The 26,407-nt window shown below is 63.0% G+C and carries 31 protein-coding genes; 18 read left to right on the top strand and 13 right to left on the bottom strand.

The features are described from left to right. Window positions 1-15 precede the first annotated feature (15 nt). From coxB to EZV60_RS14365, 9 genes are all read left to right on the top strand, one after another. Window positions 16-915 (top strand): cytochrome c oxidase subunit II, encoded by a 900-nt coding sequence (gene coxB / locus EZV60_RS14400; protein ID WP_135506288.1) that lies wholly within the window; start codon window positions 16-18, stop codon window positions 913-915. 106 nt (window positions 916-1,021) lie between these two features. After that, window positions 1,022-1,969 (top strand): heme o synthase, encoded by a 948-nt coding sequence (cyoE, locus tag EZV60_RS14395; RefSeq protein ID WP_135506287.1) that lies wholly within the window; start codon window positions 1,022-1,024, stop codon window positions 1,967-1,969. Next, complete coding sequence (locus EZV60_RS19135; RefSeq protein ID WP_167853530.1) at window positions 1,969-2,130, top strand: hypothetical protein; 162 nt, start codon at window positions 1,969-1,971, stop codon at window positions 2,128-2,130. The genes cyoE and EZV60_RS19135 overlap by 1 nt, the downstream gene beginning before the upstream one ends. Next, window positions 2,130-2,711, top strand: a complete 582-nt coding sequence (locus tag EZV60_RS14390) for a cytochrome c oxidase assembly protein (protein ID WP_135506286.1) — start codon at window positions 2,130-2,132, stop codon at window positions 2,709-2,711. Before EZV60_RS19135 ends, EZV60_RS14390 begins: the two co-directional genes overlap by 1 nt. 25 nt (window positions 2,712-2,736) lie before the next feature. Continuing rightward, complete coding sequence (locus EZV60_RS14385; RefSeq protein WP_135506285.1) at window positions 2,737-3,537, top strand: cytochrome c oxidase subunit 3; 801 nt, start codon at window positions 2,737-2,739, stop codon at window positions 3,535-3,537. A gap of 105 nt (window positions 3,538-3,642) precedes the next feature. Further along, a complete protein-coding gene (locus EZV60_RS14380) occupies window positions 3,643-4,332 on the top strand; it encodes an SURF1 family protein (RefSeq protein WP_135506284.1) in 690 nt (229 codons plus the stop codon). Further along, window positions 4,329-5,717, top strand: coding sequence for a threonine synthase (gene thrC, locus EZV60_RS14375; RefSeq protein ID WP_135506283.1), 1,389 nt, complete (start codon window positions 4,329-4,331; stop codon window positions 5,715-5,717). The genes EZV60_RS14380 and thrC overlap by 4 nt, the downstream gene beginning before the upstream one ends. Then, window positions 5,714-6,976, top strand: coding sequence for a M16 family metallopeptidase (locus EZV60_RS14370; RefSeq protein WP_135506282.1), 1,263 nt, complete (start codon window positions 5,714-5,716; stop codon window positions 6,974-6,976). The genes thrC and EZV60_RS14370 overlap by 4 nt, the downstream gene beginning before the upstream one ends. Then, window positions 6,976-7,560 (top strand): GNAT family N-acetyltransferase, encoded by a 585-nt coding sequence (locus EZV60_RS14365; RefSeq protein WP_210115098.1) that lies wholly within the window; start codon window positions 6,976-6,978, stop codon window positions 7,558-7,560. Before EZV60_RS14370 ends, EZV60_RS14365 begins: the two co-directional genes overlap by 1 nt. Before the next feature lie 103 nt (window positions 7,561-7,663). Here EZV60_RS14365 and EZV60_RS14360 read toward each other — a convergent pair whose 3' ends face one another. Further along, window positions 7,664-7,939: a DUF4242 domain-containing protein gene (locus tag EZV60_RS14360; RefSeq protein WP_135506281.1), complete on the bottom strand. Its 276-nt coding sequence runs from the start codon at window positions 7,937-7,939 to the stop codon at window positions 7,664-7,666. A 159-nt stretch (window positions 7,940-8,098) separates the two neighbouring features. Here EZV60_RS14360 and EZV60_RS14355 point away from each other — a divergent pair, with 159 nt between their 5' ends. The 3 genes from EZV60_RS14355 (at window position 8,099) to EZV60_RS14345 (ending at window position 10,563) form a co-directional block, all read left to right on the top strand. Then, a complete protein-coding gene (locus EZV60_RS14355) occupies window positions 8,099-8,797 on the top strand; it encodes a winged helix-turn-helix transcriptional regulator (RefSeq protein WP_135506280.1) in 699 nt (232 codons plus the stop codon). Between the two features lie 54 nt (window positions 8,798-8,851). Continuing rightward, complete coding sequence (locus EZV60_RS14350) at window positions 8,852-9,706, top strand: MBL fold metallo-hydrolase (RefSeq protein ID WP_135506279.1); 855 nt, start codon at window positions 8,852-8,854, stop codon at window positions 9,704-9,706. A 215-nt stretch (window positions 9,707-9,921) separates the two neighbouring features. After that, complete coding sequence (locus tag EZV60_RS14345; protein WP_135506278.1) at window positions 9,922-10,563, top strand: NAD(P)-dependent oxidoreductase; 642 nt, start codon at window positions 9,922-9,924, stop codon at window positions 10,561-10,563. 61 nt (window positions 10,564-10,624) lie between these two features. Here EZV60_RS14345 and EZV60_RS14340 read toward each other — a convergent pair whose 3' ends face one another. Then, window positions 10,625-11,227, bottom strand: coding sequence for a GcrA family cell cycle regulator (locus EZV60_RS14340; RefSeq protein ID WP_135506277.1), 603 nt, complete (start codon window positions 11,225-11,227; stop codon window positions 10,625-10,627). A 123-nt stretch (window positions 11,228-11,350) separates the two neighbouring features. On the opposite strand from EZV60_RS14340, the gene EZV60_RS14335 reads away from it, so the two are divergent. After that, on the top strand, window positions 11,351-12,157 hold the full coding sequence (locus EZV60_RS14335; protein ID WP_425353572.1) for an ABC transporter permease: 807 nt from the start codon (window positions 11,351-11,353) through the stop codon (window positions 12,155-12,157). Window positions 12,158-12,264: 107 nt separating this feature from the next. Here EZV60_RS14335 and EZV60_RS14330 read toward each other — a convergent pair whose 3' ends face one another. Next, window positions 12,265-12,615 carry a hypothetical protein gene (locus tag EZV60_RS14330; RefSeq protein WP_245306314.1) on the bottom strand — a complete coding sequence of 117 codons (351 nt, stop codon included), beginning with the start codon at window positions 12,613-12,615 and terminating at the stop codon, window positions 12,265-12,267. A 184-nt stretch (window positions 12,616-12,799) separates the two neighbouring features. Here EZV60_RS14330 and EZV60_RS14325 point away from each other — a divergent pair, with 184 nt between their 5' ends. Then, a complete protein-coding gene (locus EZV60_RS14325) occupies window positions 12,800-13,627 on the top strand; it encodes an SDH family Clp fold serine proteinase (protein WP_135506276.1) in 828 nt (275 codons plus the stop codon). A gap of 6 nt (window positions 13,628-13,633) precedes the next feature. Here EZV60_RS14325 and EZV60_RS14320 read toward each other — a convergent pair whose 3' ends face one another. The 5 genes from EZV60_RS14320 to EZV60_RS14300 form a co-directional block, all read right to left on the bottom strand. Continuing rightward, a complete protein-coding gene (locus EZV60_RS14320; RefSeq protein WP_135506275.1) occupies window positions 13,634-14,167 on the bottom strand; it encodes a hypothetical protein in 534 nt (177 codons plus the stop codon). Window positions 14,168-14,253: 86 nt separating this feature from the next. After that, a complete protein-coding gene (locus EZV60_RS14315) occupies window positions 14,254-14,652 on the bottom strand; it encodes a DUF2177 family protein (protein WP_135506274.1) in 399 nt (132 codons plus the stop codon). 68 nt (window positions 14,653-14,720) lie between these two features. Then, window positions 14,721-15,356 (bottom strand): class I SAM-dependent methyltransferase, encoded by a 636-nt coding sequence (locus EZV60_RS14310; RefSeq protein WP_135506273.1) that lies wholly within the window; start codon window positions 15,354-15,356, stop codon window positions 14,721-14,723. Between the two features lie 71 nt (window positions 15,357-15,427). Then, the gene (locus tag EZV60_RS14305) at window positions 15,428-15,709 is read right to left on the bottom strand and encodes an acylphosphatase (protein ID WP_135506272.1); all 282 of its coding nucleotides are present in this window, start codon (window positions 15,707-15,709) and stop codon (window positions 15,428-15,430) included. A gap of 106 nt (window positions 15,710-15,815) precedes the next feature. After that, a complete protein-coding gene (locus EZV60_RS14300; protein WP_135506271.1) occupies window positions 15,816-16,844 on the bottom strand; it encodes a hypothetical protein in 1,029 nt (342 codons plus the stop codon). Between the two features lie 209 nt (window positions 16,845-17,053). Between EZV60_RS14300 and lepA the strand changes: the two genes are divergently transcribed. Further along, window positions 17,054-18,853: a translation elongation factor 4 gene (gene lepA / locus EZV60_RS14295; RefSeq protein ID WP_135506270.1), complete on the top strand. Its 1,800-nt coding sequence runs from the start codon at window positions 17,054-17,056 to the stop codon at window positions 18,851-18,853. Between the two features lie 6 nt (window positions 18,854-18,859). After that, window positions 18,860-19,669, top strand: a complete 810-nt coding sequence (locus tag EZV60_RS14290; protein ID WP_135506269.1) for a hypothetical protein — start codon at window positions 18,860-18,862, stop codon at window positions 19,667-19,669. A gap of 190 nt (window positions 19,670-19,859) precedes the next feature. Here EZV60_RS14290 and EZV60_RS14285 read toward each other — a convergent pair whose 3' ends face one another. Together EZV60_RS14285 and EZV60_RS14280 are read right to left on the bottom strand one after the other, a co-directional pair. Further along, on the bottom strand, window positions 19,860-20,285 hold the full coding sequence (locus EZV60_RS14285) for a type II toxin-antitoxin system Phd/YefM family antitoxin (RefSeq protein ID WP_135506268.1): 426 nt from the start codon (window positions 20,283-20,285) through the stop codon (window positions 19,860-19,862). 99 nt (window positions 20,286-20,384) lie between these two features. After that, window positions 20,385-21,158 (bottom strand): alpha/beta fold hydrolase, encoded by a 774-nt coding sequence (locus EZV60_RS14280; RefSeq protein ID WP_135506330.1) that lies wholly within the window; start codon window positions 21,156-21,158, stop codon window positions 20,385-20,387. A gap of 93 nt (window positions 21,159-21,251) precedes the next feature. Between EZV60_RS14280 and EZV60_RS14275 the strand changes: the two genes are divergently transcribed. After that, window positions 21,252-21,626 (top strand): hypothetical protein, encoded by a 375-nt coding sequence (locus tag EZV60_RS14275; RefSeq protein WP_135506267.1) that lies wholly within the window; start codon window positions 21,252-21,254, stop codon window positions 21,624-21,626. Window positions 21,627-21,690: 64 nt separating this feature from the next. On the opposite strand, the gene glyA is transcribed toward EZV60_RS14275, so the two are convergent. Then, the gene (gene glyA / locus EZV60_RS14270) at window positions 21,691-22,998 is read right to left on the bottom strand and encodes a serine hydroxymethyltransferase (RefSeq protein WP_135506266.1); all 1,308 of its coding nucleotides are present in this window, start codon (window positions 22,996-22,998) and stop codon (window positions 21,691-21,693) included. Window positions 22,999-23,163: 165 nt separating this feature from the next. On the opposite strand from glyA, the gene EZV60_RS14265 reads away from it, so the two are divergent. Further along, window positions 23,164-23,931 carry an NAD kinase gene (locus tag EZV60_RS14265; protein WP_135506265.1) on the top strand — a complete coding sequence of 256 codons (768 nt, stop codon included), beginning with the start codon at window positions 23,164-23,166 and terminating at the stop codon, window positions 23,929-23,931. Here the strand turns inward: EZV60_RS14265 and EZV60_RS14260 are convergent, their stop codons facing one another. Together EZV60_RS14260 and EZV60_RS14255 are read right to left on the bottom strand one after the other, a co-directional pair. Further along, entirely contained in the window at window positions 23,932-24,423 is a 492-nt protein-coding gene (locus tag EZV60_RS14260) for a CIA30 family protein (RefSeq protein ID WP_135506264.1), read from the bottom strand. A 67-nt stretch (window positions 24,424-24,490) separates the two neighbouring features. Then, entirely contained in the window at window positions 24,491-26,383 is a 1,893-nt protein-coding gene (locus EZV60_RS14255) for a propionyl-CoA synthetase (protein WP_135506263.1), read from the bottom strand. Window positions 26,384-26,407: the final 24 nt, after the last annotated feature.

The raw sequence follows: 26,407 nt of genomic DNA, 5'->3' as shown, positions 1-26,407 counted from the left end.
CGATCAGGGTGCAACATGCGCAAATTCACCAGTTTTCTGGCTGCCACGATGGCGGCTGCCACCGCGCTTCCGGCCATGGCGCAGGAAGGGCTCGAGATCATCGGCCGCCCCGAACAGGGCGGTATCGGATTCCAGCCCGCGGCGACGGAGCTTGCCAGCGACCTGCAGTGGCTGGACGGCATGATCCTCGTGATCATCACGGCGATCACGATCTTCGTCTGCGCTCTGCTGGCCATCTGCATCATGCGGTATAACCGCAAGGCGAACCCGAACCCTGCCTCGTTCACGCACAACTCGCCGATCGAGGTGGCGTGGACCGTGGTGCCGATCGTCATTCTGGTCTTCATCGCAGCCTTCTCGCTGCCGGTGCTCTTCAAGCAGCAGGAGATCCCCGAGGCGGACGTGAACATCAAGGTGACGGGCTACCAGTGGTACTGGGGCTACGAGTACACGGATCACGATTTCGCCTTCGACAGCTACATGATCGGTGCGCCCGCGACGGGCGGCAACAACGCCATCAGCGACGAGGTCGTGGCCCAGCTCGAAGAGGCCGGCTATACCAAGGACGAGTTCCTTCTGGCGACCGACACTTCGGTGGTCGTGCCCGTCGACAAAACCGTGGTGATGCAGGTCACCGGCGGTGACGTGATCCACAGCTGGACCATTCCCGCCTTCGGCGTGAAGCAGGACGCGGTGCCGGGCCGTCTGGCGCAACTCTGGTTCAAGGCCGAGAAGGAAGGCGTCTATTTCGGCCAGTGCTCCGAGCTTTGCGGCCAGGCGCATGCCTATATGCCGATCACCGTGAAGGTCGTGAGCCAGGAAGAGTATGATCAGTGGCTCACTGGCGCGGTCGAAGAATATGCCGGCGATCCCTCGACCCTGCCCGCGCATCTGCAGGTCGCCTCGGCTGAGTAAGCCCCAAAGGGCGCGCTGAAGCACGCCCTACGAGATCTAAGACACCGGTAGGGCGTGCTTCAGCGCGCCCTGCCTTGCAAGAACCGACAGACCGCCAAGGACCCAGATGAGCGACGCCAGCCTCACCTCCGCGCAAAGTCCCGCCCAGGCCAATGAGGCCGGGTTCGGCGACTACTTCGCCCTGCTGAAGCCGCGGGTGATGACGCTCGTGGTGTTCACCGCTTTCGTCGGTCTCATCGCCGCGCCCACCGCCGTGCACCCGATCGTCGGTTTCGCCGCGATCCTCTTCATCGCTGTCGGCGGCGGGGCGTCGGGCGCGCTCAACATGTGGTGGGACGCCGATATCGACGCGGTGATGAAACGCACCGCGCGCCGGCCCATTCCCGCGGGCAAGGTCACCGGCGACGAAGCCTTCGCCATCGGCATGACGCTCACGGCGTTCTCGGTCGTGATGCTGGCGCTGGCGACGAATTTCGTCGCCGCCGGCCTTTTGGCCTTCACTATCTTTTTCTACGTCGTCATCTACACGATGTGGCTCAAGCGCTGGACGCCGCAGAACATCGTCATCGGCGGTGCTGCGGGCGCGTTTCCTCCGATGATCGGCTGGGCCGCTGCCACGGGCGGCATTTCCGTGGAATCGGTGCTGATGTTCGCGCTCATCTTCATGTGGACGCCGCCGCATTTCTGGGCCTTGGCGCTGTTCACCAAGATGGATTACGACAATGCCGAGGTGCCGATGCTGACCGTCACCCATGGCCGGCCCTCCACCCGCCGTCACATCCTCGTCTACACCGTGCTGCTGGCCGCGCTGGCGATCGGGCTGGGTTTCACCTCCATCGGTGGGCCGCTCTATCTGGCCGTGGCGCTCTACCTCAATGCGCGCTTCCTGAAGGGCGCCGTCGAGATCTGGCGCCGGGACGAGACCATGGCCGAGGCCGACAAGTACCTGGCCGAGCGCCGCTTCTTCAAGGCGTCGCTGCTCTATCTCTTCGCGCATTTCGGCGCCATCGCCGCCGAGGCGCTGCTGACCTCGCTGGGATGGGGGCTCTGGTGATGGCGCTGTCGCGGCAACACGAGATGCACAAGCGCCGGTTCAGCCGTAACCTGGGGCTGGGCCTTGTGCTGGTGGCCTTCGTCGCGCTGGTCTTCGGGTTGACCATCGCCAAGGTGTCCGATGACAATTTCGCCATGCCGACCGAAGAGGAGGCAAGCTGATGGCTATGGATGCAAAACAGAAAACCGTGCTGAAGCTGGTGGGCGTGGGCGTTACCATGGGCGCACTCGCCTGGGCCTCCGTCCCGTTCTACGACTGGTTCTGCCGGGTTACCGGCTTCGGCGGCGCGCCGGGCGTGGCCTCGGTGGGCTCCGAGGATATCCTCGACGAGACCATCAAGATCCGCTTCGACGCCTCAAAGGAGCGCGGCTTTGCGTGGGAGTTCAAGCCCGTTCAGCGCGAAACCGAGCTGCGCATCGGAGAGACGGGCTTGGCCTTTTACGAGGCCTACAACCCCACCGACCGGCCCATTGCCGGCTCGGCCAGCTATAACGTGACGCCCTACGAGGCCGGAGGCTTTTTCACCAAGATCGACTGCTTCTGCTTCGAGGAGCAGGTGCTGCAGCCCGGCGAACGGGTGCAGATGCCGGTGACCTATTTCGTCGACCCCGAGATCGTCACCGACCGGGACGCGAAATACACCCACACGATCACGCTCAGCTACACATTCTATGAAATCGACCTGCCCGAAAGCCAAGCCGCGCTTGACGCGGGCGCCGAGACAGACAACACCGTGAACTAACCGCCTTCGACGAGGGACAAGCAAGATGGCACATGAGAAAAACCACGATTATCACATTCTGAACCCCTCAATCTGGCCCTTCCTGGGGGCCTTGGCGGGCTTTGTCATGCTCTTCGGGGCCGTTCTTTTCTTCCACGACAACGGACCCTGGGTCATGCTCATGGGCTTTGTCGGCGTGCTTTACGTGATGTTCGGCTGGTGGTCGGACACGATCAAGGAAAATCAGGTCGGCGATCACACGCCCGTGGTCCGGATCGGTCTGCGGTACGGCTTCATCATGTTCATCATGTCCGAGGTGATGTTCTTCGCGGCCTGGTTCTGGAGCTTCTTCAAGCACGCCATGTACCCGATGGGCGCCATGAGCCCCGGGGTGGACGGCGTCTGGCCGCCCGCTGGTATCGAAACCTTCGACCCCTGGCACCTGCCGCTGATCAACACGCTGATCCTGCTCTGCTCGGGTGCGGCGGCCACATGGGCGCACCACGCTCTGGTGCATGAGAACAACCGCGAAGACATGAAGTGGGGCCTGATCATCGCCATCGCCCTGGGCGCGATCTTCACAGTGTTCCAGGCCTATGAATACAGCCACGCAGGCTTTGGCTTCTCGGGCAATATCTACGGTGCCAACTTCTTCATGGCGACGGGCTTTCACGGGGCGCACGTGATCATCGGCACGATCTTCCTCTTCGTGTGCCTGATGCGCGTGTTGCGCGGGCATTTCACGCCGAACAACCACGTGGGCTTCGAGGCCGCAGCCTGGTACTGGCACTTCGTGGACGTGGTTTGGCTCTTCCTCTTCGCCGCAGTCTATATCTGGGGCGGCTGAGGCCGGTTTTTCACGGAAAAATCGACGGCTGAGGCCAAGAGTATTTCTACCAAGAAGAAGATGCGGAGGGGGGACCTTCCGCATTTTCGCGTCAGATGGGGCATCATGCGAAAAGGTCTGCTCATTCCGCTGATCTTCGGCCTGGCCGGGGCGGGCATTCTTGTCGGGCTCGGGATCTGGCAGATGCAGCGCCTGACCTGGAAAGAGGGCGTTCTGGCCGAGATCGAGACGCGCATCGCAGCCGAACCGGGGGCGCTGCCCGCGCAGCCCGCCGCGCAGGCCGATCAATACCTGCCCGTGCGGGTCGAGGGAGAGTTCGGCGAGGGCGCGCTCAAGGTGCTCGTCAGCCGCAAACGCGTCGGCGCGGGCCATCTGATCATTTCACCGTTTGAAACTGCGACAGGCCGGCGCATTCTCGTGGACCGCGGCTTTCTTAAGCTCGACACGGACCTGCCCGCAGCGCCGCAAACGCCCGTCACGATCACCGGCAACCTGCACTGGCCCGATGACCGCAATTCCTCGACACCTGCGAACGATGTCGCGGACAACACCTGGTTCGCCCGCGACATCCCGCAAATGGCCGAGGTGCTGGGCACCGAGCCGATTTTGCTCACGTCGCGGCGGATCGCACCGCCCGAAGCCGCGCTGACGCCTTTGCCGGTCGACACCACGCATATCCCCAATGATCACTTGCAATATGCGGTGACGTGGTTTTCCCTCGCCGCCGTCTGGCTGGTGATGACCGGCTATTACATCACCCGCAGCCGCAAACCCGCAAAAGGCCCCGGCACATGAAATACATCTCCACCCGTGGCAACGCACCCACCCTAAGCTTCGAGGAGGCGATGCTAACCGGCCTCGCGCGCGACGGCGGTCTTTACCTGCCCGAGCGTATCCCGCAGATGAGCCACGCCGAGATCGCCGCGCTCGAAGGCGTGCCCTATGAAGAGGCCGCCTTCCGCGTGATGTGGCCGTTCCTGGGCGACACCTTCACCGAGGACGAGTTTCGCGGCATCCTCGCGCGGGCCTATGCCGGTTTCGGCCACGCCGCCCGCGCGCCCCTGAAGCAGCTCGACCAGGGGCATTTCCTGCTCGAGCTCTTTCACGGGCCGACACTTGCCTTCAAGGACTTCGCGATGCAGCTCATCGGACAGATGTTCGAGACGTCGCTCACACGCTCGGGCTCTCGCGTCTGCATCGTTGGCGCCACGTCCGGCGATACCGGCTCTGCGGCGATCGAGGCGTTTCGCGGGCTCGACGCGGTCGACGTCTTCATTCTCTACCCGCATGGACGGGTGAGTGAGGTCCAGCGCCGCCAGATGACCACGCCGGTCGAGAGCAACGTCCACGCGCTCGCCATCACCGGCCATTTCGACGACGCGCAGGCGCGCGTGAAGGACATGTTCAACGACTTTGCCTTCCGCGATGCGGTCGGTCTCGCGGGCGTCAATTCGATCAACTGGGCGCGGGTGCTGGCGCAGGTGGTCTATTTCTTCACCTCCGCCGTGGCCCTTGGCGCGCCGCACCGCAAGGTGTCCTTCACCGTGCCCACCGGCAATTTCGGCGACATCTTCGCGGGCTATATCGCGAAACGGATGGGCCTGCCCATCGACCGGCTGGTGGTGGCGACCAACCAGAACGACATCCTACACCGCTGTCTGACGAGCGCCGAGTATCGCCCCGACGGCGTCAGCCCGACGATCAGCCCGTCGATGGATATCCAGGTCAGCTCGAATTTCGAGCGCGCGCTTTATTATGCCTACGACCAGGACGGCGCCGCCGTGGCGCAACTCATGGACGAGCTGAAAGGGGGCGGCTTTTCCGTCAGCCAGGGCGCGCTCGAGGCCCTGCGCGAAAGCTTTTCCTCGGGCCGCGCCTCCGAGAACGAGACCAGCGCCACGATCACATCCACCCTGGCCGAAAGCGGCGAGTTGCTCTGCCCCCATTCGGCGGTGGGGGTGAAGGTCGCCAACGAGATGCGCGAGACCGGTACGCCCATGATCACGCTGGCCACCGCCCACCCGGCCAAGTTTCCCGACGCCGTGGAGACGGCGACCGGCGTGCATCCCCCGCTGCCCGAACGCATGTCCGATCTCTATGATCGCGACGAACGCCTGACCCGCGTCGAGAACGACCTCGCCGCCATCGAAGCCCTCATCAAGGAGCGTGTGCCCCAGTGACCGTCCAACTGACGACCCTGTCCAACGGATTTCGCATTGTGACCGAACACATGCCGTCGATGAAATCGGCGGCGATCGGCGTCTGGGTGCTCGCGGGGGCGCGCCACGAAGAGGCGAGCCAGAACGGCGTTGCGCACTTCCTCGAACACATGGCCTTCAAGGGCACCAAGACCCGCAGCGCCCTGCAGATCGCCGAGGCGATCGAGGATGTGGGCGGCTATATCAACGCCTATACCAGCCGCGAGGTGACGGCCTATTACGCGCGAGTTCTGCAAGAGGACGTGCCGCTGGCGCTTGACGTGGTGGCCGATATTCTGCGCAATCCCGTCTTCGAAGAGCGTGAGATCGAAGTCGAGCGCGGCGTGATCCTGCAGGAAATCGGCCAGGCGCTCGATACGCCCGACGACATCATCTTCGACTGGCTGCAGGAAAAGGCCTATCCCGATCACCCCCTTGGCCGCGCCATTCTGGGGCAGGCCGAGCGGGTCAGCGGGTTTTCCCGCGCCGACCTGCTGCGGTTCGTCGACGAACGCTACCGCCCCGGGCAGATGATCCTCGCCGCGGCCGGCGCGGTCGATCACGACGCGCTGGTGCGTCGGGCTGAGCAGCTTTTCGGCGACATGCCGGCCAGCGATATCATGCCCGCCAGCGGCGCGCGTTTCTCGGGCGGGGAAAGCCGGACGATCAAGCCGCTGGAACAGGCGCATTTCGCGCTGGCGTTCGAGTCTCCTGATTACACCAGCCCCGAGATCCACACTGCCCAGATTTACGCCACTGCGCTCGGCGGCTCGATGTCCTCGCGGCTGTTCCAGGAGATCCGCGAGCGGCGCGGGCTTTGCTATACCATCTTCGCGCAGGCCGGCGCCTATTCGGACACCGGCATGATGACGATCTATGCCGGCACCTCGGCCGAGGAAATGCCGGGGCTGGCGCGGATCACCATCGACGAGATGAAGCGCGCCGCCGACGACCTGTCGGTGGCCGAACTCGAACGCGCGCGCGCCCAGATGAAAGCGGGGCTACTGATGGGGCTGGAAAGCCCGTCGAACCGGGCCGAACGGCTGGCGCGCATGCTCCAGATCTGGGGCCGGGTGCCGGCGCTCGACGAGGTGATCGGCCATATCGACGAGGTCACGCTGCCCGGTCTGCGCGCTTTTGCCGGCCACATGGCGCAGGAGGCCCCGGCGGCGATGGCGCTTTACGGCCCGGTGGACCGGGCGCCCGGCTTGGGCGAACTGGTGGAAAGGCGCGCGGCCTGATGTTCCTGCCGCGGCGGAAAATCCGGATCGAGACCGAGCGTCTCACGCTGCGCCAGCCGGTGCTGACGGATTTTCGCGCCTGGTCCAGCCTGCGGGCGGAAAGCGCCGGGTTTCTCACCCCGTGGGAGCCGCAATGGGCCGATGACCACCTGTCGCGCAAGGGATTTACCAATCGCGTCACCTGGGCGCAGCGGTCGATTTCCGCGGGCTCCGCGGTGCCGCTCTTTCTCTTCCGGCGAGACGATGACCGGCTTCTGGGGGCGATCACGCTCGACAATATCCGGCGCGGTCCCGCGCAGGCGGGCACGCTGGGCTACTGGACCGGCGAAGCCCACGCGCGGCAGGGTTACATGCGCGAGGCGCTGCAGGCGGTCGTGCATTACGCCTTCGGGCGGCTCGACCTGTCGCGGCTCGAGGCCGCCTGCCTGCCGGAAAACGCACCCTCGCGGCGGCTTCTGGAAAGCTGCGGGTTCAAATACGAGGGCGTCGCGCAATCCTATCTGCAGATCAACGGGCGCTGGCGCACCCATGTGCTTTACGCCGCGCTGCGCGCCGACCGGCGCGGGCGCACGGATGCGGGCTGAGGTTGCGTAATCCGGCGGAGTGGCTGCGCCACGCTTTCCAAGGGGAATGAGGGGCGCTGCCCCTCAAACTCCCCGAGGTATTTCCGGCCAGATGAAGCAGCGATCACGCGTCGGCGGTGGTCGGATCGATCATGCCGGTGATTTCGTTGACGGTGTCGGCGGGAAAGCCGCTTATCTCTGAATGTTTGCGGACATCCGAGGCGTCCTCGGCAAGGTAGACGCAAAAGGTCTTGTCGCCGGCCACGTAGGAATATTGCCACTGAACGCGCGGTGCGAGCTCGCGCAGCGCATCGCAGGATTTGGCCGCCGCGCCGGCGAGATCATCCGATCCCAAGCCGCCGACGCCGGGCATCTCGCGTTCGATCATGAACTTTTTCATCGCACTGTCTCCTTTGTTTTCTGGTGTAGGACAAGCCTGTCACGAATGGCGCCCGGGCCGCCAGTTCAGGATCTGAATCCACCCGGTACAGTTTCTGAACTGGCATGGCGGGGGCCGGTCATGCCACGATCGGGGCGGGGAAGAGAAGGGGAGAGACCAATGTCACAACCAAGCTACAACCAGTTCTGTCCTGTCGCCATGGCCGCAGAGATCCTTGGCGCGCGCTGGACGATCGTGCTTTTGCGCGAGCTTTGCGCGGGATCAACGAGGTTCAACGACCTGCGGCGCGGGGTGCCGCGCATGTCGCCCGCGCTTTTGTCCAAGCGCCTGAAAGAGCTCGAGGACCAGGGGATCGTCGAGCGGCGGCTCGTGCGCCGGAGCCCAGAGTTATACGACTACGTGCTGACGGAGGCGGGCCGGGACCTGGGCGAGGTGATCATGTCCATCGGCATCTGGGGTCAGCGCTGGGTGCAATCCGCGCCGAGCCTGGAAAACACCGATCCCGCGCTTCTGATGTGGGACATGCGCCGCAACATCCGTACCGGAATCCTGCCCGCGCGGCGTGTGACGGTGCAGTTCATCTACGGCGATCTCGGGCCGGCCTGCGCCAACTGGTGGCTGATCCACGCGCCCGAGACCGGCGCGGATCTCTGCTCGGTGGATCCGGGCTTCGACGTGGATCTCTTTGTGCGCTGCGATCTGAAGACCATGACGGCGATCTGGATGGGGCTCGACACGGTGTCGCGCGCGCAGCACGAGGACCGGCTCATGCTGGTGGGCGACCGCGACGTGGCCGGCGCCATGCAGGACTGGCTGGGGCTCAGCCCCTTTGCCGCCTACGACAAACACGCGCCCTAGGGGCGTGACCTGATCGGTGCGCGTGCTATGATTTGCTCAAACGGAGGTGTCCCGATGCGCATGACCGCCCTGATCGCCACGGTTCTGGCCCTGCTGAGCGCGCCGCTTGCCGCCCTGGCGCAGGAAACGGACGAGCTTGACCGCAAGCCGTCTCACTGCCTTGCTGTGGCGCAAAAGACGCCCGGGGTCGAGTACTTGCAGAAGGCGTCCTTTCGCGATCCGATGGAGCCGCACACGGTGCGGCTGCACTACATTGCCCATGCGTCTTTCCTGATCCAGACCCATGGCGGGACCTCGGCGGTCACCGATTACACGGGCTTTATCGGGAACGTGGATTTCATTCCCGACGTGGTGACGATGAACCACGCCCACGACACGCACTGGACACCCTATCCCGATCCCGGGATCGCGCATGTGCTGCCCGGCTGGGGGGAGGAACACGGCGCAGGGATAGAGCATCACGTTGATCTGGGCGACGTGGTGGTGCGCAACGTGTCCACGGATATTCGCTCGCCCTACGGCGCGGGCACCGAACCCAAGGGCAATTCGATCTTCGTCTTCGAGGCGGCGGGGCTCTGCATCGGCCATCTGGGGCATCTGCATCACGTGCCGACCGAACAGCAATTCGCGGCACTTGGCCGGGTCGATGTGGTGATGGCGCCGGTCGATGGCGGCTATACCCTGTCGCTGCCCGAGATGATCTCGGTCATCAAGCGGCTCAAAAGCTCGATCGTTATTCCGATGCACTGGTTCGGAGAGCCGACGCTCGACCGGTTCCTGGCGGGGATGGACGGGGTCTTTCCGGTGGTGGACACCGGGCTGAGTACGCTCAAGGTGTCGCTCGACACGCTGCCCGCGCAGCCCACCATCATGGTGCTGCGCCCGACCTACCTGCGCGAGCCGGGCTGACGCATGTCAGTGCGCGATGCACCCCGTCGACTCTGCGCGGGGGCTGACAGGCCGTCCCGGCGGCCTATCTTGGCCGGTATGACAGAGCACGTTTTTCATACCAAACCGCACGCCCCGGCCGCGCCCCGGCCATATCTGGGCCTGCCTTGTACGCCACACCATCACGACCGCTTCGGGCGGTGCGGGTCTGGCCCTCATCTTTCGGGACCGGGAACATGACCGCGCCGCTCCTCGTGATGGGCGCCACCTCGGGCATCGGCGCTCTGGCGGTGGAAGAGGCCGCGTCGCGCGGCCTTGAGGTGCGCGCCTTCGCCCGAGGGGCCGGCGACATGACCCCGCAAGACCATGTGACCCCGATGGGGGGCGATGCGCGGTCCGAGGCGGATGTCGCCACGGCCCTGACGGGCGCAGGCGCCGTGATCTATTGCCTGGGCATCCGGGAACGTCCCGCGATGATGTGGGAGGAAGAGACGCTCTTCTCCGACACCACGCGCGTGCTTCTGTCCGCGATGCAGCAGGCCGGGGTCACCCGGCTGGTGGCGGTCACCGGGTTCGGCGCGGGAAGGTCGCGCAGCGCGATGTCTAGGCTGGAGCGTTTCGGCCATAACGCGGTGCTGGGCCGCGTCTATGCCGACAAGACGCGACAGGAAGAGATGATCATGGCCAGCGATCTGGACTGGACCATCGCGCGGCCCGTGATCCTGCGGAATTCCCCGAAATCGGGGCGCATCCGCGTGCTGCGCGACCCGTCAGAGTGGCGCAACGGGCTTGTCGGCCGCGCCGATGTGGCCGCCTACTGTGTCGATGCCGTGGAACAAGGGCTCGATCTCCGCGCCGACGTGGTGCTGGCACGCTGACGCAACGCCCACGCTCCGGCACAAGACCCCCCGTAGGCCGTGCTTCAGCGCGGCCTTGGCCCTAGCGTTTGCGGTCGCGCCGCGCGCTCATCGGCTGAAACGCCACGCCCACATGCGCCTCGCAATAGGGCTTGCCCGATTGCACCGGCAGACCGCAGAACCAGAAATCCGGCGTCGCGGGGTCGCCCACGGGCCATTTACAGGTCCGCTCGGTCAGTTCCATCAGGCTCAGCTTCTTGGCCTTCTTCTCGATCTCGCTCACTTTCTTGAGCGCTTCGGGATCGATCTCGTTGGCCGAAGGCTGTGGCGGCAGAGGCTGTCCGGCGGGGATGATCGCCTTGACCCGGGCCTGCGCTGCGGTGGGCTTGGCCTCTTCGGTCTCGGTCTTCTCGGGTTCGGCGCGCGGGGTTTCGGGCTTGGCGGGCTTCTGCGTGGGCTTGGGCGCGGCAGGCTTGGCCGTCGCTTTCGCCTTGGCCTTCGATCCGCCGTCCGACGCGGCGGCGCCGCCGCCCGATCCGTTGCGGTTCGACAGGCCCAGCCGGTGCACCTTGCCGATGACCGCGTTGCGCGTCACGCCGCCCAGCTCCTTGGCGATCTGACTCGCGGACTGGCCTTCGCCCCACATTTTCTTCAGAAGTTCAACGCGCTCGTCGCTCCAGGACATGAGCCACCTTTCCGTCTCATCGCGCCGCTCTAGCTTGGCGGCACGGGATCATTTCAACAGGCTTCTATTCTAATCACTGACCTGTCAGTTACAAGGCAAAGACGCAAGGTCAGAGGAAGGGACATGATGCAGGACATGACGGAAATGGGCGCACGCCGCTTCGGGCGGGTGAACTGGCTGGGGCTCTACACGCTGGCCGCGCGCGAGATGCAGCGCTTTCTGGCGGTCTGGACCCAGACGCTCATGGCGCCGCTCGTCACCGCCGGGCTCTTTCTGGTGATCTTTTCCATCGCCATCGGGCCGCGCCGGGGCGACGTCATGGGCGTGGATTTCACCACCTTCATCGCGCCGGGCATCCTGATGATGACGGTGATCCAGAACGCGTTTGCCAACACGTCGTCCTCGATCGTGATCTCCAAGGTGCAGGGCAATATCGTCGACACGCTGATGCCGCCCTTGGCGCCGCTGGAACTGGTGCTGGGCTATCTCGCCGGGGCGGTGGGCCGCGGCGTCTTCGTTGCGGTGGCCATCGCGCTGGGGCTTTTCGTGTTCCTGGGGCTGGTGCCGGCGCACCCGCTTCTGGCGCTGGCCTTCGTGGTGATCGGCGCGGCTTTTCTGGGGGCCCTGGGCATGATCGCGGGGATCTTCGCCAACAAGTTCGACCAGATGGCGGCGATCACCAATTTCATCGTCACCCCGCTGGCGTTCCTTTCGGGCACGTTCTACTCGGTCGAGGCGCTGCCGCCCGGGCTTTACGAGGTCAGCCACGTGAACCCGGTCTTCTACCTGATCGACGGGGTGCGCTTCGGCATGATCGGGGTCTCGGATTCCGATCCGCGCTTGGGTTTCGTGATCGTGCTTGGCTCCACGCTCGCGGTCGGCGTTCTGGCGTGGCTGATGTTCCGGCGCGGCTACCGGCTCAAGGCATAAGGTCACGCAGATCCGAAGGGGCGCGCGTGCCGCGCGCGCCGGTCATCTCGCCGCCGGCCCCGCGCGCCCTTTGGGGCCGGCCCATGGCGCAGGGGGCTCATGCGGGCTCAGCTGCACTGCCGCTCGGCCTGATCGCCATAGGCGCGATAGGCGGTCCAGAAGTCCTCGTCGCGGGCGCGGTCGCTTTGCCGGATCTCCTGTGCCTCATGCGGGTTGCGGTAAAAGCCCACCGCGCGGCGCTGCTGGGCAAAGCTCAGCGTGTCATCGGCCACCGCCTGAATGCAGCCGCAAAGCTCGCGCGAGCGCCGCTTGCGGTCCGAGGCCATGCAGGCCTTGGAGATCGGCCCGAAGGCCATGGGCATGCCGCGGCTCACCGGCCCGCCGCTGCTTTTCAAGCGCTCGGGCTGCCCGCAGGCCGCCACGGTCAGGATCATCGCGATCACGATCAGCTGTTTCATCTCTGCCTCATTCGCCCGGGGTGCCGCGCGGCCATGGGTGGGGTTTGTCCCTTCTGTCCCTTCGCGCGGCTCTCTTGCCTGCGTGTATCCTTGGCCGATCCGGCGCGTTTTTTCAATTCACAACATCGCCGGGCCCTGCGAAACTGAACGCATTGCGGCGCATCGGCACGGAAAACAGGCGGTCATGGAATTCACCTTCTCGAACCTCATCTTCCTGGTTTTCCTCGTGATCGTGCTGCAGCCGCTTCTGGCCGGGCGGCTTTTCGCCTTTCGCCGCGAACAGGCGATCCGCGCGGTCGAAAAATCGCGCCGCAGCCGGGTCATCACCATGATCCACCGCCAGGAAAAGCGCAGCCTTTTCGGAATGAATGTCAGCCGGATGATCGATCTCGAGGATGCGCAATCGATCATTCGCGCGATCAAGGCCACGCCAAAGGACACGCCCATCGACCTCGTGATCCACACGCCCGGCGGGCTGGTGCTGGCCGCCATGCAGATCGCCCGCGCGGTCGAGGCGCATCCCGCCCGCGTTACCGTCTTCGTGCCGATCTACGCCATGTCGGGCGGCACGCTCATCGCGCTGGCCGCAGACGAGATCGTGATGGGCGAGTTTTCGATGCTGGGCCCCATCGATCCGCAGATCATGGGCATCTCGGCGGCCTCCATCGTCGCCGCGCGCGACGCCAAGCCGGTCGAACATGTCTCGGACGTGGCCCTTGTTCTTGCCGATGTCAGCGACAAGGCCATCGCGCAGGTCAAGGCTGGCGCCGTCGAAATCATGACGCCCCGCCTGCCGCGCGACAAGGCCTGCGCGCTGGCCGACACGCTCGCCTCTGGCCGCTGGACGCATGACTATGCGTTGACCCCGGCCGAGGCGACCGAGCTCGGCCTGCCCATCACCGTGGGCATGCCGTCGGAAATCCTCGACCTGATGAAGCTCTACCCGGCGCCGGTGCAGCAATCCGCGGTGGAATTCCTGCCCTTCGATCCGCCCGGCAAACGGATGATGTAGCGCGGCTCAGCCGCCCCAATGCGTCCAGCTTTCGGGCAGAAGCGAGCCCGCGCCAAGCGCCGGGTTGGGCCGCTCGGCGGCGCCGAAGCGCAGGTTCAGCCCGCCACGGTCCCGCATCACGACCTGGCGCGGGATCCGCACCTCAAGCCGTTCCGCGCCGGTGAACTGCCGCGCCGTCACCCGGCACCCGGCCTGCGCGCCAGAATAGCTCTTGGCGGGGGCGGTCTTTTGCAGAAAGCGCAGGTTTGAGAGCACCGTCACGCCATCCACGGCGATGGAGCCGGTCTGCAGCACCTCCGGCGCGCGCCCCCGCGCATGCCCGGGCAGACGCCGGCTTTCGGCCCAGACCCCGCAAATCGCGAGATGCCCGTCGGCTGTGCGCCGCGGCTCGACCGCCACGGTGAGGCCGCCGCCGGTGGAATAGCTGCCGCCGCCCAGCACGGGCGCAGGTCCCAGCGTGGCGGTGATCTCGGTCGCCGGGGCAGGTGCGGCAAGCGCCGCGATCAGGGCCGCGGCAAGGCTGGCGGTCAGGACACGCATCAAGGGGCCTTTCTTCGGACGGTCACGCGCAGGGTAGGGATCCCGCCGGGCCGTGGCAAGCCGGGCGGCGGGGCTCAGCCCACTGCTCAGCCCAGCGCGCGGATCACCGCCACGCCCGCCGCCGCCGACACCGCGGTCAGCACCGTGCCCCAGGCGAGATCCGTCGCGACCATCTGCCAGGTCCAGGCCTTGAGCGTGGCGTAATTCGAGAATTCATACGTGCCATAGGCGATGGCCCCCAGGATCGCGCCATTGAGCGCCGCCGCGCCCACCCCATCCCCGCGCAGCGCGGGCCACGAGACGAACCAGACAAGCCCCGCCACGTAAAAGAGGTAAAACACCAGCGCCGGCCCGGCGCGAAAGCTTTCCAGCAGCAGATCGCCCACGTGGCGCTGAAAGAGCGGGCCGACCAGATAACGCAGCCCGAGAAAATCGAGCGCAAAGAACATCACCACCGTGACGCCGTATAATCCGAGAAGTTGCATGGGCCCGCCTCGTTGCGTTGGGCCCCAAGACCTAGCCTGCGCCGGCCCAGCGGCAATGGCCCCCGGGCTTATCCCGGCCGCCGCGCTACCACGAACCGCCGGGGCGGCGCCTCGGGATAGTTTCCGGTCTCGACAATCTCGAACCCCGCCCGCCCGATCGCCGCGTCAAGCTCGGCCACCCGGTGAAAGACCACCTTCGGCGCAAGGCCCAGAAGCTGCAGCACCGGCAGGGCAAGCCGGATCACCCGGTAAAGCAACGGCCCGCCGCGCTCGGGCGCGCAGAATGTCTTCGAGATGAAAAGCCCGCCCGGTCGTACGGCGCCATGGATGTCGGCCAGCGCCGTGTCGAGATCGTCCAGAAGGTGCAAAAGATTGAAGGCCATCACCACGTCATAGGGCCCTGTCGCCACCGCCGCCTCGATGCCGCCGGTGTGAAAGGCGACCGGCGCGTCCGCCGCCTCGGGCTTGCCCTCGGCGATGGCGATCATCTCTTCAGCGTAATCCCAGGCGTCGATCTGCGCCACCGCATCGGCCAGCCGCAGCGCGGTCGTCCCGGTGCCGCAGCCCAGTTCCAGCACGCGGTCCTCGGGGCTCAGATGCGCGCGCACCCGTGTAAGCGTGGCCTCATAGGCATCCGCGTCGCCCACCGCGCTCGCGGCATAGGCCTTGGCCCGTTTGTTCCAGAACGTCGCCGGGGTTCCCATCGCGCCTCTCGCCTTGCGTGTGGCGGCATCGTGCCCGATCCACCGCCGGGGTCAATGCGAAACGCGGCCCGTCAGCGCCGGATCTCGAACCCGGTATTCTCGGGGGCTTCCGCCGGTTCGGGCAGGACGGCCGTAACCTCTGCCGCCGCCGGGCCGGTTTCCAGCGCGCGCAGCATGTCCGCCACGGCGTCCTCCGGTCCGGAGAGGACCGCGCGGACCGAGCCATCCTCCTCGTTCTTCACCCAGCCCCGCAGCCCGCGTGCCGTGGCCTCGTCCTGCGTCCAGGCCCGAAACCCCACGCCCTGCACGGTGCCAGTGATCTGTACGCCGGTCAGTGTCGTCTGATTGTGCATCTGCGCCTCCTTTTGGTGAGAAAGAATATAGGGCGCAAGCCAAAGTTGTCGCGTCAGCCTGTAGGGTGGGCATTTTGCCGACCTACCGCTGCGACATCCTCAAGACTCATTGAAGAAACGGCAGCCATTTTTGGACGGCCTCAACAAGGCCCACAATCTCGTCACTGTTCTGCGTGATCCAGCCGACACCGGCAACGCCGCCTGCACCACCCGCTGCGATAACGGCAGCTTGCAAACCGCTGTCTACTTTTTTTGCCGCCCATAATCCGCAAGCTTTCAAGACACCCAGAATGGCGCCCAGTGCCTTTTCGATCCGCGCCTTGTCCGGCTTTGCGGCCTGCGCCTCCTCCTTCAGCTCATGCGCAGCGGCCCAGATGATCGTCACGCCGTCAGAAGTCTTGAGCGCATCGTCAATCGGCGAAGGCGGATTGTTGTCCCCCATACCGCGCACGGATCTAAGGTCGGAATGTGGATAGGCGCTTTCTTCCAACTCCGAGGCGCGTTTCTCCACCTCATACGCCGCCTCGATCCGCGCGATCTCCTCGGCCACCGCCGCTGGCCCGGCTTCCCAGATGTCATCTGCGATCAACGCTACTCGCCGCTGAAGCTCCCAGTTGAGCGGTATTTCATTTAAGAAGCCTTGATACCAGTTGCGCCAGAAGGACCAAATATCGTCCGGGTCAGCGTTATGCCTATCCACGAACTCCTGAGCTGTACTACGAAGGTGGCTCACGCCGTCGGATGCCTCGGTCTCGCTAGTGAGCTCCGTCCAAAGAAATTCTATTTTGCCGGGTCGTCTAAATGGTCTTGTTAGGTCTTGGTTTTCAAGAGCGTAGAACTCGCTGTCAAAGAAGATAAAGTCACCACCCAAGCTGACGGGATCTTCCCGCAGTGCCAAGCTGGAACTGTAGGTTGCTTTGAGAGGGGATAATTCTAGCCGGCTCGCAGACGTGGGGAAGTGCTCATGACCCTCTCTAAATTGGCGCCATGAACGCCCAGCGTCGTCGATCGTACCTTTGACGAGGCTTTCCAAGTGTTCTCTGAGTTTTAAATTAGTAAGGTCCGCACAGACATTTATATTTTCAGAGCCTTGGTTGCGTTGAACCATGTCTCGCGCGTCGAGGACAGTTGCCATCAGTAGCCTTGCATTTTGAAGACGTGCAAGCTGATCTCCGGCGTAGTCGTCACGATTGAATGCGCATGGAAAAACGCTAATTGCGTAGCGAAGACTAAGGTAGAAACTACTCCTGCCATAGGGTCCATGATCTAAACCCAAAAGGTCGACATAACTGCTCGACATGGCCTCTCGACAAACCCTCTAATTCTCGACATACAACGCCAACCATGACACCGCTCAGCCATATCCGCAATTTCTCCATCGTGGCCCATATCGACCACGGGAAATCCACGCTCGCCGACCGCCTGATCCAGATGACGGACACGGTCGCCGAACGGGACATGAAGGAACAGCTGCTCGACTCCATGGATATCGAGCGCGAGCGCGGCATCACCATCAAGGCCAACACCGTCCGCATCGACTACACCGCCCAGAACGGCGAGCAATATGTCCTCAACCTCATCGACACGCCCGGCCATGTGGACTTCGCCTACGAGGTCTCCCGCTCCATGCGCGCCGTCGAAGGCTCGCTCCTGGTGGTGGACTCCACCCAGGGCGTCGAGGCCCAGACGCTCGCCAATGTCTATCAGGCCATCGACGCTGATCACGAGCTTATCCCGGTCCTCAACAAGATCGACCTGCCCGCCTCGGACGTGGACCGCGTCGCCGAGCAGATCGAGGACGTGATCGGCATCGACGCGAGCGGCGCCATCCCCGTCTCCGCCAAGACCGGCCAGGGCATTCGTGAGACGCTCGAGGCCATCGTGCACCACCTGCCGGCCCCTAAAGGTGACGAAAACGCGCCGCTGAAGGCGATGCTGGTGGATTCCAAATACGACCTCTATCTCGGCGTCGTCGTCCTCGTGCGCATCATGGACGGGCGCATGAAAAAGGGCGACCGCATCAAGATGATGCAGACCGGCGCTGTCTATAATGTCGAGCGTATCGGCGTCTTCCGCCCCGCCATGACCGTCGTCGACAGCCTCGGTCCGGGCGAGATCGGCTTCATCACCGCCTCGATCAAACAGGTCCGCGACACCCGCGTCGGCGACACCATCACGCACGAGAAAAAGCCCTGCGCCAAGGCGCTGCCAGGCTTCAAACCCTCCGTGCCGGTCGTCTTCTGCGGCCTCTTCCCGGTGGACTCGGCCCAGTTCGAAGACCTGCGCGACGCCATAGACAAGCTCGCCCTCAACGACGCCTCCTTCTCCTATGAAATGGAAAGCTCCGCCGCGCTCGGCTTCGGCTTCCGCTGCGGCTTTCTGGGGCTTCTCCATCTCGAGGTCATCCGCGACCGGATCGAGCGCGAATACGATATCGAGCTCATCACCACCGCGCCCTCGGTGATCTACCACGTCTTCATGAAGGACGGCACCAAGATCGACCTGCACAACCCCGCCGACATGCCCGACATGACCCATGTCGACCATATCGAGGAGCCGCGGATCAAGGCCACCATCCTCGTGCCCGACGAATTCCTCGGCGACGTGCTCAAGCTCTGCCAGGACCGGCGCGGCATTCAGCTTGACCTGACCTATGCCGGCGCCCGCGCGATGGTGGTCTACGACCTGCCCCTGAACGAGGTGGTGTTCGACTTCTACGACCGGCTCAAATCCGTGACCAAGGGCTATGCCTCTTTTGACTATCAGCTCGAAGGCTACCGCACCGACAATCTGGTGAAGATGCAGGTGCTTGTGAATGACGAGCCGGTCGACGCGCTCTCCATGATGGTCCACCGCGACCGGGCCGAGATGCGCGGCCGTGCGATGTGCGAGAAGCTGAAGGACCTCATCCCGCGCCACATGTTCAAGATCCCGATCCAGGCGGCGATCGGCGGCAAAGTCATCGCGCGAGAGACCCTCTCGGCCCTGCGCAAGGACGTGACGGCGAAATGCTACGGCGGCGACATCACCCGCAAGAAGAAGCTTCTGGAAAAGCAGAAAGCGGGCAAGAAGAAGATGCGCCAGTTCGGCAAGGTGGATATCCCGCAGGAAGCGTTCATCAGCGCCCTGAAAATGGACAACTGAGGTAAGTTGGCTGAGGTAGAAAGCAGCCCGAAGCTATTTTCAGCTCAATGGCTCAAGCCTGTAATATGGCTTGCGCTTTCTGCTTGGCTGAACTTTACAATTTCCTATGTCATTGGGTTCTTTTATGCTGCCGGGTTCAATGCTTTACTTCTTGCAGACGTCGTTGTCATTTCAAACTTAGCTTTTCATGCGGGCCTGGCGACCTCAATGGCTTTATTTTGTCACGTGGTCATTTTACGCTACGCCACATCTGAATTCTATGCAAAGAGTAGTCTTGCTGAAATGTTTTCTGGGCTTATAGCGGATAAACATGACGCAACTATTTTGATAGTTCCTTTGCCATTTATGGTTTTGCTATTTCTTGCACCAACTGCAGCTTTTGGGAACCTGCCGACGCTTCTGAGTCTATTGGGACTGCTCTTTCTGTTTTTTCTCTGGTGGCTCCCTACCAGAACGAGTATCTTTGAAAATCCTCGTAGAATAAAAAAAATTCTTTTTGGGCGAGGCAAGTTAGTATTAAAGATTTTTATGGCTAATGCAAAAAAATTCTTGATGAATTATGCGGTGACTATAATTTTCCTAATTGGTAGTTGGGCTGGTTTTTCGCGAGCTGAGCATCAAAAGAATATTGAGGTAACGTTGTTGAGCGGTGCTTCGTATAACTTTGAGAAAATTTCTTTGTTGTTTCGCAATAGTGAGGGCGCAGTATTTTCCTTAGAAAATGGAAACGTCTTACAAATTCCTAATGCAAATTTCATACTTGAAAACCGTGGTAAGCTTAATCAGGAAGGCGCGGGTGTAGGAGTTGAAGAGTAGAGCATCGGGAATCCATATTGTCTAATAATGACAAGAATTGGATACTATAAAGTATTTCTACGTTCCCACCAAAATTTTAATTTTCTCAACCTTTAGTGCGTGCGTGAAAGTCCCTACTGTTCAAAGTAACGAGTGATCGTGTTTTATTAAGTTGAATGCCTTTTATTTACTCACTGCGGAGCATGTATTCTCATACATTCCCGAGCCACCCCCACCACCCCTTCCGCTTCACCACCTCCTGAACCTCCTCCACCTCGACACCCAGCTCCCCGCCCTCAACCGGCGCCAGCCCCGCGTGGGCCAGCAGCGCGCGTTCCGCCTTGCGGTCCATCTGCACGCGGCGCACTTCTTCCGCCGCCGCGAAGGGTGTCGTCTTCCCGCTCCGCCGGATCCCCGCCGTCACCCATTCCAGGGGCGTCCGGTTCGCCAGCATCGCCTCCACCTCCTGCGCCGACCAGATCCGCCGCAGCTCTTCCATCGACACCACCGCCGCCACCGGCTTGTCGTGGCGCGTCAGGATCACCGACGCCCTCGGGTCCTGAACCTTGGTGATGATCTCCGACAGTTTCGCCCGCGCCTCGGACGTGGGCAGGCAGAGCGGTGTTCCGGTCTCCATGGGGGCCTCCTGATTTTTGTACAAAATGGATTCTGGTCCCGGAAAACCTGCTCCATTTTGTACAAAAGGGCCCTTACCCCACCGTACGCACCCGGTGCGTCAGGGGTCGGCGTGCCCGTCCAGAAACGCCCGCACCGCCGCCTCGAAATCGCGGGGTTGCTCGGCATGCAGCCAATGCCCGGCACCGGGGATTTTGGCGAATTGCGCGTTGGGGAAAAGCCCCTTGATCAGGTCCCGGTCCTCGCGCCGCACATAGTCCGATTTGGCCCCTGACAGGAACAGGACGGGCCCGTCGAACGTGCCGCTAACCTCTGGAAAATCAAGGATTTTCGGCATGTCCCGCGCCAGCACGTCCAGGTTCAGCCGCCAGCGTTTTTCCTTCAGGTCCAGCGATTGCGTGAAGAACGACATCAGCGTCTTGTCCTCCACGTGATCGGCCAGTTGCGCCTCCGCGTCCGAGCGTTTCTCGATCTGGCTCAGATTCACCGCCCGCATCGCGTCGATATACTGTATCTGGGTGTGCTTATAGCCCACAGGCGCAATATCTGCCACGATTAGCCGGTTCACCAGCTCCGGCCGCGACAGCGCCAGCACCATCGCCGCCTTGCCGCCCATGGAATGGCCCAGCACATCGGCGGGCGCGGTCATCTCCTCCTCGATCACCTCGGCCAGATCCCCGGCCATATCGGGATAGGAATGCGTGTCATACCAAGGGCTTAGTCCATGGTTGCGCATATCCGCGGCGATCACCGGCCCCCGGTCGGACAGGCGTTTGGCGATCACGCCCCAGTTCCGCGCCGAGCCGTAAAGACCGTGCGCGATCAATAGGTTGGTGGCTGGCGACTCGGAGGATTGCAGGATCGTGTTCAGCATGGTCCAGACATACCGCGCGGGCGCAAAGCTGGCCAGAGGGCATTGTAACTTGCCCCGCACCTGCCTAATCTGCCGAGGCATGAGGACAGCCAAGTGATTGATACAAAAGAGTTTCATGCGCGCGCGGCCAAGCTGGAGGCGCTGTTGCAGTCCAAGCTCGGCCTCAAGGGCAAAAGCTTGTCGGCCCGTCTGCGCCGCGCCGGGCGTCTTTTGCCGCGCCGCTTGCGCGCCGAGGCCGCCATCCTGACCGAGGCAGAGCACAAGCTGACCCATCCCGGCCTCGCGCGTCAGGTCGATTTTCCTCGCGTTACCAAGGCCTTCGCCGCGCTAGAGGCGCATCTGTCCGAGGTCGATCCAAAGGACCGGCGCAAGGGCAAGATCCTTGGCTGGGCCGGTGGTCTGGTCTTCAATCTGCTGGTTCTGATCGCGCTTCTGGTGCTGATCCTGCGCTGGCAGGGCCTCGTCTAAAACCCGCGCACGAAAAAACCCGCGCAGGCCTGCCGCGCGGGTTTTCTCTTGATTTCGTAATGGCTTATAGGTTCGGGTAGAGCGGGAACTTCTTGCAAAGCGCCTCGACTTCGCCCTTCACCTTCTCCTCGACGGCGGCATTGCCCTCTTCGCCATTCGCCGCCAGCCCGTCGACCACCTCGTTGATCCAGTCGCCGATCTGGCGGAACTCGGCCTCACCAAAACCGCGCGTCGTGCCGGCAGGCGTGCCAAGCCGGATGCCGCTTGTGACGGTGGGCTTTTCGTCGTCAAACGGCACACCGTTCTTGTTGCAGGTGATATGCGCCCGTCCGAGCGCCTTTTCGGTGGCGTTGCCCTTCACGCCCTTGGGGCGCAGGTCCACCAGCATCACATGGGTGTCGGTGCCGTGTGTCACGGTGTCCAGACCGCCTTTGTGGAGCTGATCGGCCAGCGCCTGCGCGTTGCGGATCACCTGCTGCTGGTAGGTTTTGAACTCGGGGCGCAGCGCCTCGCCAAAAGCCACGGCCTTGGCGGCAATCACGTGCATCAGCGGGCCGCCCTGAATGCCGGGGAAGATGGCCGAGTTGAACTTTTTGGCCATTGCCTCGTCATCGGTCAGGATCATGCCGCCGCGTGGGCCGCGCAGGGTCTTGTGCGTCGTTGTCGTGGCGACATGCACATGCGGGAACGGGTTCGGATACTCGCCCGCCGCGATAAGGCCGGCGAAATGTGCAACGTCTGCAAGCAGATAGGCACCAACGCTGTCGGCGATCTCGCGGAATTTGGCAAAGTCGATCTGGCGCGGGATGGCCGAACCGCCGGCGATGATCATCTGCGGCTTGTGCTCTTTTGCGAGCTCCGCGATCTGGTCATAGTCGATTTCGAGCGTATCGCGCTTCACGCCGTACTGAACCGGGTTGAACCACTTGCCCGACTGGTTCGGGGCCGCGCCGTGGGTCAGGTGCCCACCGGCGTCAAGGCTCATGCCAAGAATGGTATCGCCGGGCTTCAGCAGGGCCTGGAACACGCCTTGGTTGGCCTGGCTTCCCGAATTGGGTTGCACGTTGGCGAACCCGCAATTGAAGAGCTTGCACGCGCGCTCGATGGCCAGTTCTTCGGCGATATCCACAAACTGGCAGCCACCATAGTAACGACGGCCCGGATATCCTTCGGCGTATTTGTTGGTCATCACGCTGCCTTGGGCTTCCATCACCGCCGCAGACACGATGTTTTCCGAGGCGATCAGTTCGATCTCCTCACGCTGACGGCCAAGTTCCTGGCTGATGGCCTTGGCCAGGTCAGGGTCGCGCGTTGCGAGCGATTCGGTAAAAAACCCTTCCGAAACAAACGACTGATTTCCGTCATGTGCCATGAATTCTTCTCCGTCCAAGAGGTTTTGTTAGATTTCCTATCGGAAACCTAGACTGTTTTAAAGGTTGTAAAGCGACAAAAGCCGCCTTGTCGCCGGCATTGCTGGTGTGCGTCGTTAAAGTGTGCTTCGATCCGGGTCCAGTCATGCTTTTGGATGTATGTCCCAATGACCAGCAAGAAACGGATCGCTTTCGTCGCCAGCGATGTGCCCATGGCGCAGACCGCGCGCGGGGCTTTGATCTCCCGGTTCGGCAACGTCCCCGAGGCCGAAGCCGAGGTGATCGTGGCGCTTGGCGGCGACGGCTTCATGCTCCAGACCCTTCATGACAAGCATAACCTGAGCGTTCCGGTTTACGGCATGAATCGTGGCACGGTCGGCTTTTTGATGAATGAATACAGTGAGTCAGACCTACTTGACCGGTTGGATGAAGCGCAGGAAGAGGTGATAAACCCTCTGGCGATGACCGCGACACGCCAGGACGGCAGCACGCATGAGGCGCTGGCGATCAACGAGGTTTCTCTGCTGCGCGCAGGGCCCCAGGCGGCCAAACTGCGCATCACCATCGACGGGCGCTTGCGGCTCGACGAGCTGGTGTGCGACGGCGCGCTTGTTGCCACGCCAGCGGGCAGCACCGCCTATAATTACTCGGCTCACGGTCCGATCCTGCCGATCGGCTCGGATGTGCTGGCGCTCACGGCGGTTGCGGCATTTCGTCCCCGGCGCTGGCGTGGGGCGCTCCTTCCCAAGACCGCCCATGTCAGGTTCGACGTCCTGAACCCCGAGAAACGCCCAGTCATGGCCGATGCCGACAGCAAGTGGATCGAAAACGTGACCGTGGTCGAGGTCCGCTCGGAGCCCTCGGTCGAGCACCGCTTGCTATTCGATCCCGGTCACGGGCTTGAAGAACGGTTGCTGCGCGAACAGTTTTCCTGATCAGACCGCTTCGACCCGCGCGAGCGAAACGTCCGGCTCATGGTCTCGCCCATAAGCGACAAGCGCCACGCTGGTCACGCGCTCGGGTCGCGGTGTGCCGGGCAACAGCCGGCCGGATGGCTTGAACGCGGTGAAGGGCAGGGTGATCTCCTGCCAGTTCCTCGCGGCGCGGAACGCCACCTGATAATATTGCCAGGGCAGGGCCGTGGCGCGCGTGCGCAGGTGTATGAAATATGTCTCTCCGTCGCCCCGCACCCTGATCCTCAGGGCACTTGCATCCTCGGGCAGTGGCGCGTCCAGATCGCGCCGCGCCTGAATAAAGCCACCGCGGTTCTTCGTGCTGACAGTGCCTGTCAGCCGCAGGAACCGCACGCCGCCTTCTGTGGCGACACGGCCCTCGCCCGTCGAAACCCCGCCCATCACCTGATCGGTGAAGAAGCGCCACGGCCCCGTTGTGTCGGAGAAATCGTCGATAAGGATCGTGTCTGCCATGACCCCTCGTGGCAGCAAACAAAGAGCCGCGCCACCCACGAGAGCGGCACGGCGTGTCGGGCCTTGTCTATTTGGCCCCATAGCCGATGCTCTGAAGGGCGGTCTTGATCTCATCGAGGATGGCCGGATCGTCGATTGTCGCGGGCAAACGGAATTCCTCGTTGTCAGCGATTTTCACCATAGTCGCCCGCAGAATCTTGCCCGAGCGCGTCTTAGGCAGACGATCGACGACCAGAGCCAGCTTGAAGGCGGCCACCGGGCCGATCTTGTCGCGAACCAGTTTTACGCATTCCGCTGTGATTTCCTCGTGTGGGCGGTCGACGCCCTTGGTCAAGCACACAAAGCCCACAGGAAGCTGGCCCTTGAGCTGATCCGAGACGCCGATCACGGCGCATTCGGCAACGTCCGGGTGGCTGGCAAGAACCTCTTCCATCGCGCCGGTGGAGAGGCGGTGACCCGCAACGTTGATCACGTCGTCGGTGCGCGCCATGATGTAAAGGTACCCGTCCTCATCGATCATGCCTGCGTCGCCAGTCTCGTAATAGCCCGGAAACGTCGTGAGATAGCTCTTCCGGAACCGTTCCTCCGCACCCCAGAGCGTCGGCAGTGTGCCGGGCGGAAGGGGAAGCTTGACCGCAATCGCGCCAAGCGTGTTCGGACCCACGGGATGACCTGCCTCGTCGAGGATCTGTACGTCATAGCCCGGCATCGCCACGGTCGGCGAGCCGATCTTGACCGGCATCGCCTCGATCCCCACGGGATTGCCGGCGATTGTCCAGCCGGTCTCGGTCTGCCACCAGTGGTCATAGACCGGCTTGCCGGTCATGGCCTGGGTCCACTCGATGGTGTCGGGATCGGCGCGTTCTCCCGCAAGATAGATCGCGCGCAGGTTCGAAAGGTCGTATTTCTTGAGGTATTCGCCCTTGGGATCCTCTCGCTTGACCGCGCGAAAGGCGGTTGGAGCGGTGAAGAACGACCGCACCTTGTGCTCTTCGATGACGCGCCAGAACGTGCCTGCATCGGGCGTGCCGACCGGCTTGCCCTCGAAGACGATCGTGGTGTTGCCGTGAATAAGCGGCCCGTAACAGATATAGCTGTGACCGACGACCCAGCCCACATCCGAAGCCGCCCAGAACACCTCGCCGGGCTCGACATTGTAGATGTTCTTCATCGACCAGTTCAGCGCAACGAGATGTCCGGCCGTGGCGCGCACCACGCCCTTGGGCGCACCGGTCGTCCCGGACGTGTAAAGGATGTATGCCGGATGATTGCCCTCGACCGGCACGCAATCGGCGGGCGCGACGCCCTTTTGCAACTCGTACCAATCAAAATCGTATCCGTCCTTCAGTGTGGCCTCATGTTCCTCGCGCTGCAGGATCACGGTAAAGTCAGGCTTGTGCGCCGCCATCTCGATCGCGCCGTCGAGAAGCGGTTTGTAGCTGACCACACGGCCCGGCTCCAACCCGCAGGAGGCGGCAATCACCGCTTTCGGCTTGGCATCGTCGATCCGCACGGCAAGTTCGTTGGCGGCAAACCCACCGAAGACGACGGAATGGATTGCGCCTAGACGGGCGCAGGCCAGCATTGCTTCCAGCGCTTGAGGGACCATGGGCATGTAGATGATGACCCTGTCGCCCTTCTCGACCCCCTTGGCCTTTAGCGCGCCGGCCAGCGATGCGACCCGGTCGCGCAGTTGGATGTAGGTGATCGTCTCTTTCCGTCCGGTGATCGGGCTGTCATAAATTACTGCGGCCTGATCGGCGCGTCCGCTCTCGACATGGCGGTCTACCGCGTTCCAGCAGGTATTGACCATGCCATCGCTGTACCATTCATATATCGGAGCGTTGTCGTCAAAGAGCGCTTTCGACGGTTTGCGATCCCAGTCGATTGCATCGGCTGCTTGCATCCAGAAGGTTTCAGGATCCTGTTTCCAGCTTTCGTAGACCTCTTTGTATCCCATGGTATTCTCCTCCGGTGTCCGCGA

It is taken from the genome of Roseovarius aestuariivivens (assembly GCF_004761875.1).
Taxonomy (GTDB): domain Bacteria; phylum Pseudomonadota; class Alphaproteobacteria; order Rhodobacterales; family Rhodobacteraceae; genus Roseovarius; species Roseovarius aestuariivivens.
The sequence above is the reverse complement of the archived record's forward strand: the minus strand, read 5'-3'. Positions and strand labels throughout refer to the sequence as shown.

Excerpts from the sequence above, each read along its gene's own strand:
- EZV60_RS14310 (WP_135506273.1), bottom strand. The coding sequence starts at position 15,356 with ATGGGAACCCCGGCGACGTTCTGGAACAAACGGGCCAAGGCCTATGCC.
- EZV60_RS14340 (WP_135506277.1), bottom strand. The coding sequence starts at position 11,227 with ATGTCCTGGAGCGACGAGCGCGTTGAACTTCTGAAGAAAATGTGGGGC.
- EZV60_RS14260 (WP_135506264.1), bottom strand. The coding sequence starts at position 24,423 with ATGGCAGACACGATCCTTATCGACGATTTCTCCGACACAACGGGGCCG.
- EZV60_RS14365 (WP_210115098.1), top strand. The coding sequence starts at position 6,976 with ATGTTCCTGCCGCGGCGGAAAATCCGGATCGAGACCGAGCGTCTCACG.
- EZV60_RS14280 (WP_135506330.1), bottom strand. The coding sequence starts at position 21,158 with ATGCTGAACACGATCCTGCAATCCTCCGAGTCGCCAGCCACCAACCTA.
- EZV60_RS14355 (WP_135506280.1), top strand. The coding sequence starts at position 8,099 with ATGTCACAACCAAGCTACAACCAGTTCTGTCCTGTCGCCATGGCCGCA.
- EZV60_RS14285 (WP_135506268.1), bottom strand. The coding sequence starts at position 20,285 with ATGGAGACCGGAACACCGCTCTGCCTGCCCACGTCCGAGGCGCGGGCG.
- EZV60_RS14300 (WP_135506271.1), bottom strand. The coding sequence starts at position 16,844 with ATGGCAACTGTCCTCGACGCGCGAGACATGGTTCAACGCAACCAAGGC.
- EZV60_RS14360 (WP_135506281.1), bottom strand. The coding sequence starts at position 7,939 with ATGAAAAAGTTCATGATCGAACGCGAGATGCCCGGCGTCGGCGGCTTG.
- EZV60_RS14315 (WP_135506274.1), bottom strand. The coding sequence starts at position 14,652 with ATGCAACTTCTCGGATTATACGGCGTCACGGTGGTGATGTTCTTTGCG.
- EZV60_RS14265 (WP_135506265.1), top strand. The coding sequence starts at position 23,164 with ATGACCAGCAAGAAACGGATCGCTTTCGTCGCCAGCGATGTGCCCATG.
- cyoE (WP_135506287.1), top strand. The coding sequence starts at position 1,022 with ATGAGCGACGCCAGCCTCACCTCCGCGCAAAGTCCCGCCCAGGCCAAT.
- EZV60_RS14385 (WP_135506285.1), top strand. The coding sequence starts at position 2,737 with ATGGCACATGAGAAAAACCACGATTATCACATTCTGAACCCCTCAATC.
- EZV60_RS14325 (WP_135506276.1), top strand. The coding sequence starts at position 12,800 with ATGGAATTCACCTTCTCGAACCTCATCTTCCTGGTTTTCCTCGTGATC.
- EZV60_RS14255 (WP_135506263.1), bottom strand. The coding sequence starts at position 26,383 with ATGGGATACAAAGAGGTCTACGAAAGCTGGAAACAGGATCCTGAAACC.
- EZV60_RS14390 (WP_135506286.1), top strand. The coding sequence starts at position 2,130 with ATGGCTATGGATGCAAAACAGAAAACCGTGCTGAAGCTGGTGGGCGTG.
- thrC (WP_135506283.1), top strand. The coding sequence starts at position 4,329 with ATGAAATACATCTCCACCCGTGGCAACGCACCCACCCTAAGCTTCGAG.
- EZV60_RS14345 (WP_135506278.1), top strand. The coding sequence starts at position 9,922 with ATGACCGCGCCGCTCCTCGTGATGGGCGCCACCTCGGGCATCGGCGCT.
- EZV60_RS14380 (WP_135506284.1), top strand. The coding sequence starts at position 3,643 with ATGCGAAAAGGTCTGCTCATTCCGCTGATCTTCGGCCTGGCCGGGGCG.
- EZV60_RS19135 (WP_167853530.1), top strand. The coding sequence starts at position 1,969 with ATGGCGCTGTCGCGGCAACACGAGATGCACAAGCGCCGGTTCAGCCGT.
- EZV60_RS14335 (WP_425353572.1), top strand. The coding sequence starts at position 11,351 with ATGATGCAGGACATGACGGAAATGGGCGCACGCCGCTTCGGGCGGGTG.
- EZV60_RS14350 (WP_135506279.1), top strand. The coding sequence starts at position 8,852 with ATGCGCATGACCGCCCTGATCGCCACGGTTCTGGCCCTGCTGAGCGCG.
- EZV60_RS14305 (WP_135506272.1), bottom strand. The coding sequence starts at position 15,709 with ATGCACAATCAGACGACACTGACCGGCGTACAGATCACTGGCACCGTG.
- coxB (WP_135506288.1), top strand. The coding sequence starts at position 16 with ATGCGCAAATTCACCAGTTTTCTGGCTGCCACGATGGCGGCTGCCACC.
- glyA (WP_135506266.1), bottom strand. The coding sequence starts at position 22,998 with ATGGCACATGACGGAAATCAGTCGTTTGTTTCGGAAGGGTTTTTTACC.
- EZV60_RS14320 (WP_135506275.1), bottom strand. The coding sequence starts at position 14,167 with ATGCGTGTCCTGACCGCCAGCCTTGCCGCGGCCCTGATCGCGGCGCTT.
- EZV60_RS14330 (WP_245306314.1), bottom strand. The coding sequence starts at position 12,615 with ATGAAACAGCTGATCGTGATCGCGATGATCCTGACCGTGGCGGCCTGC.
- lepA (WP_135506270.1), top strand. The coding sequence starts at position 17,054 with ATGACACCGCTCAGCCATATCCGCAATTTCTCCATCGTGGCCCATATC.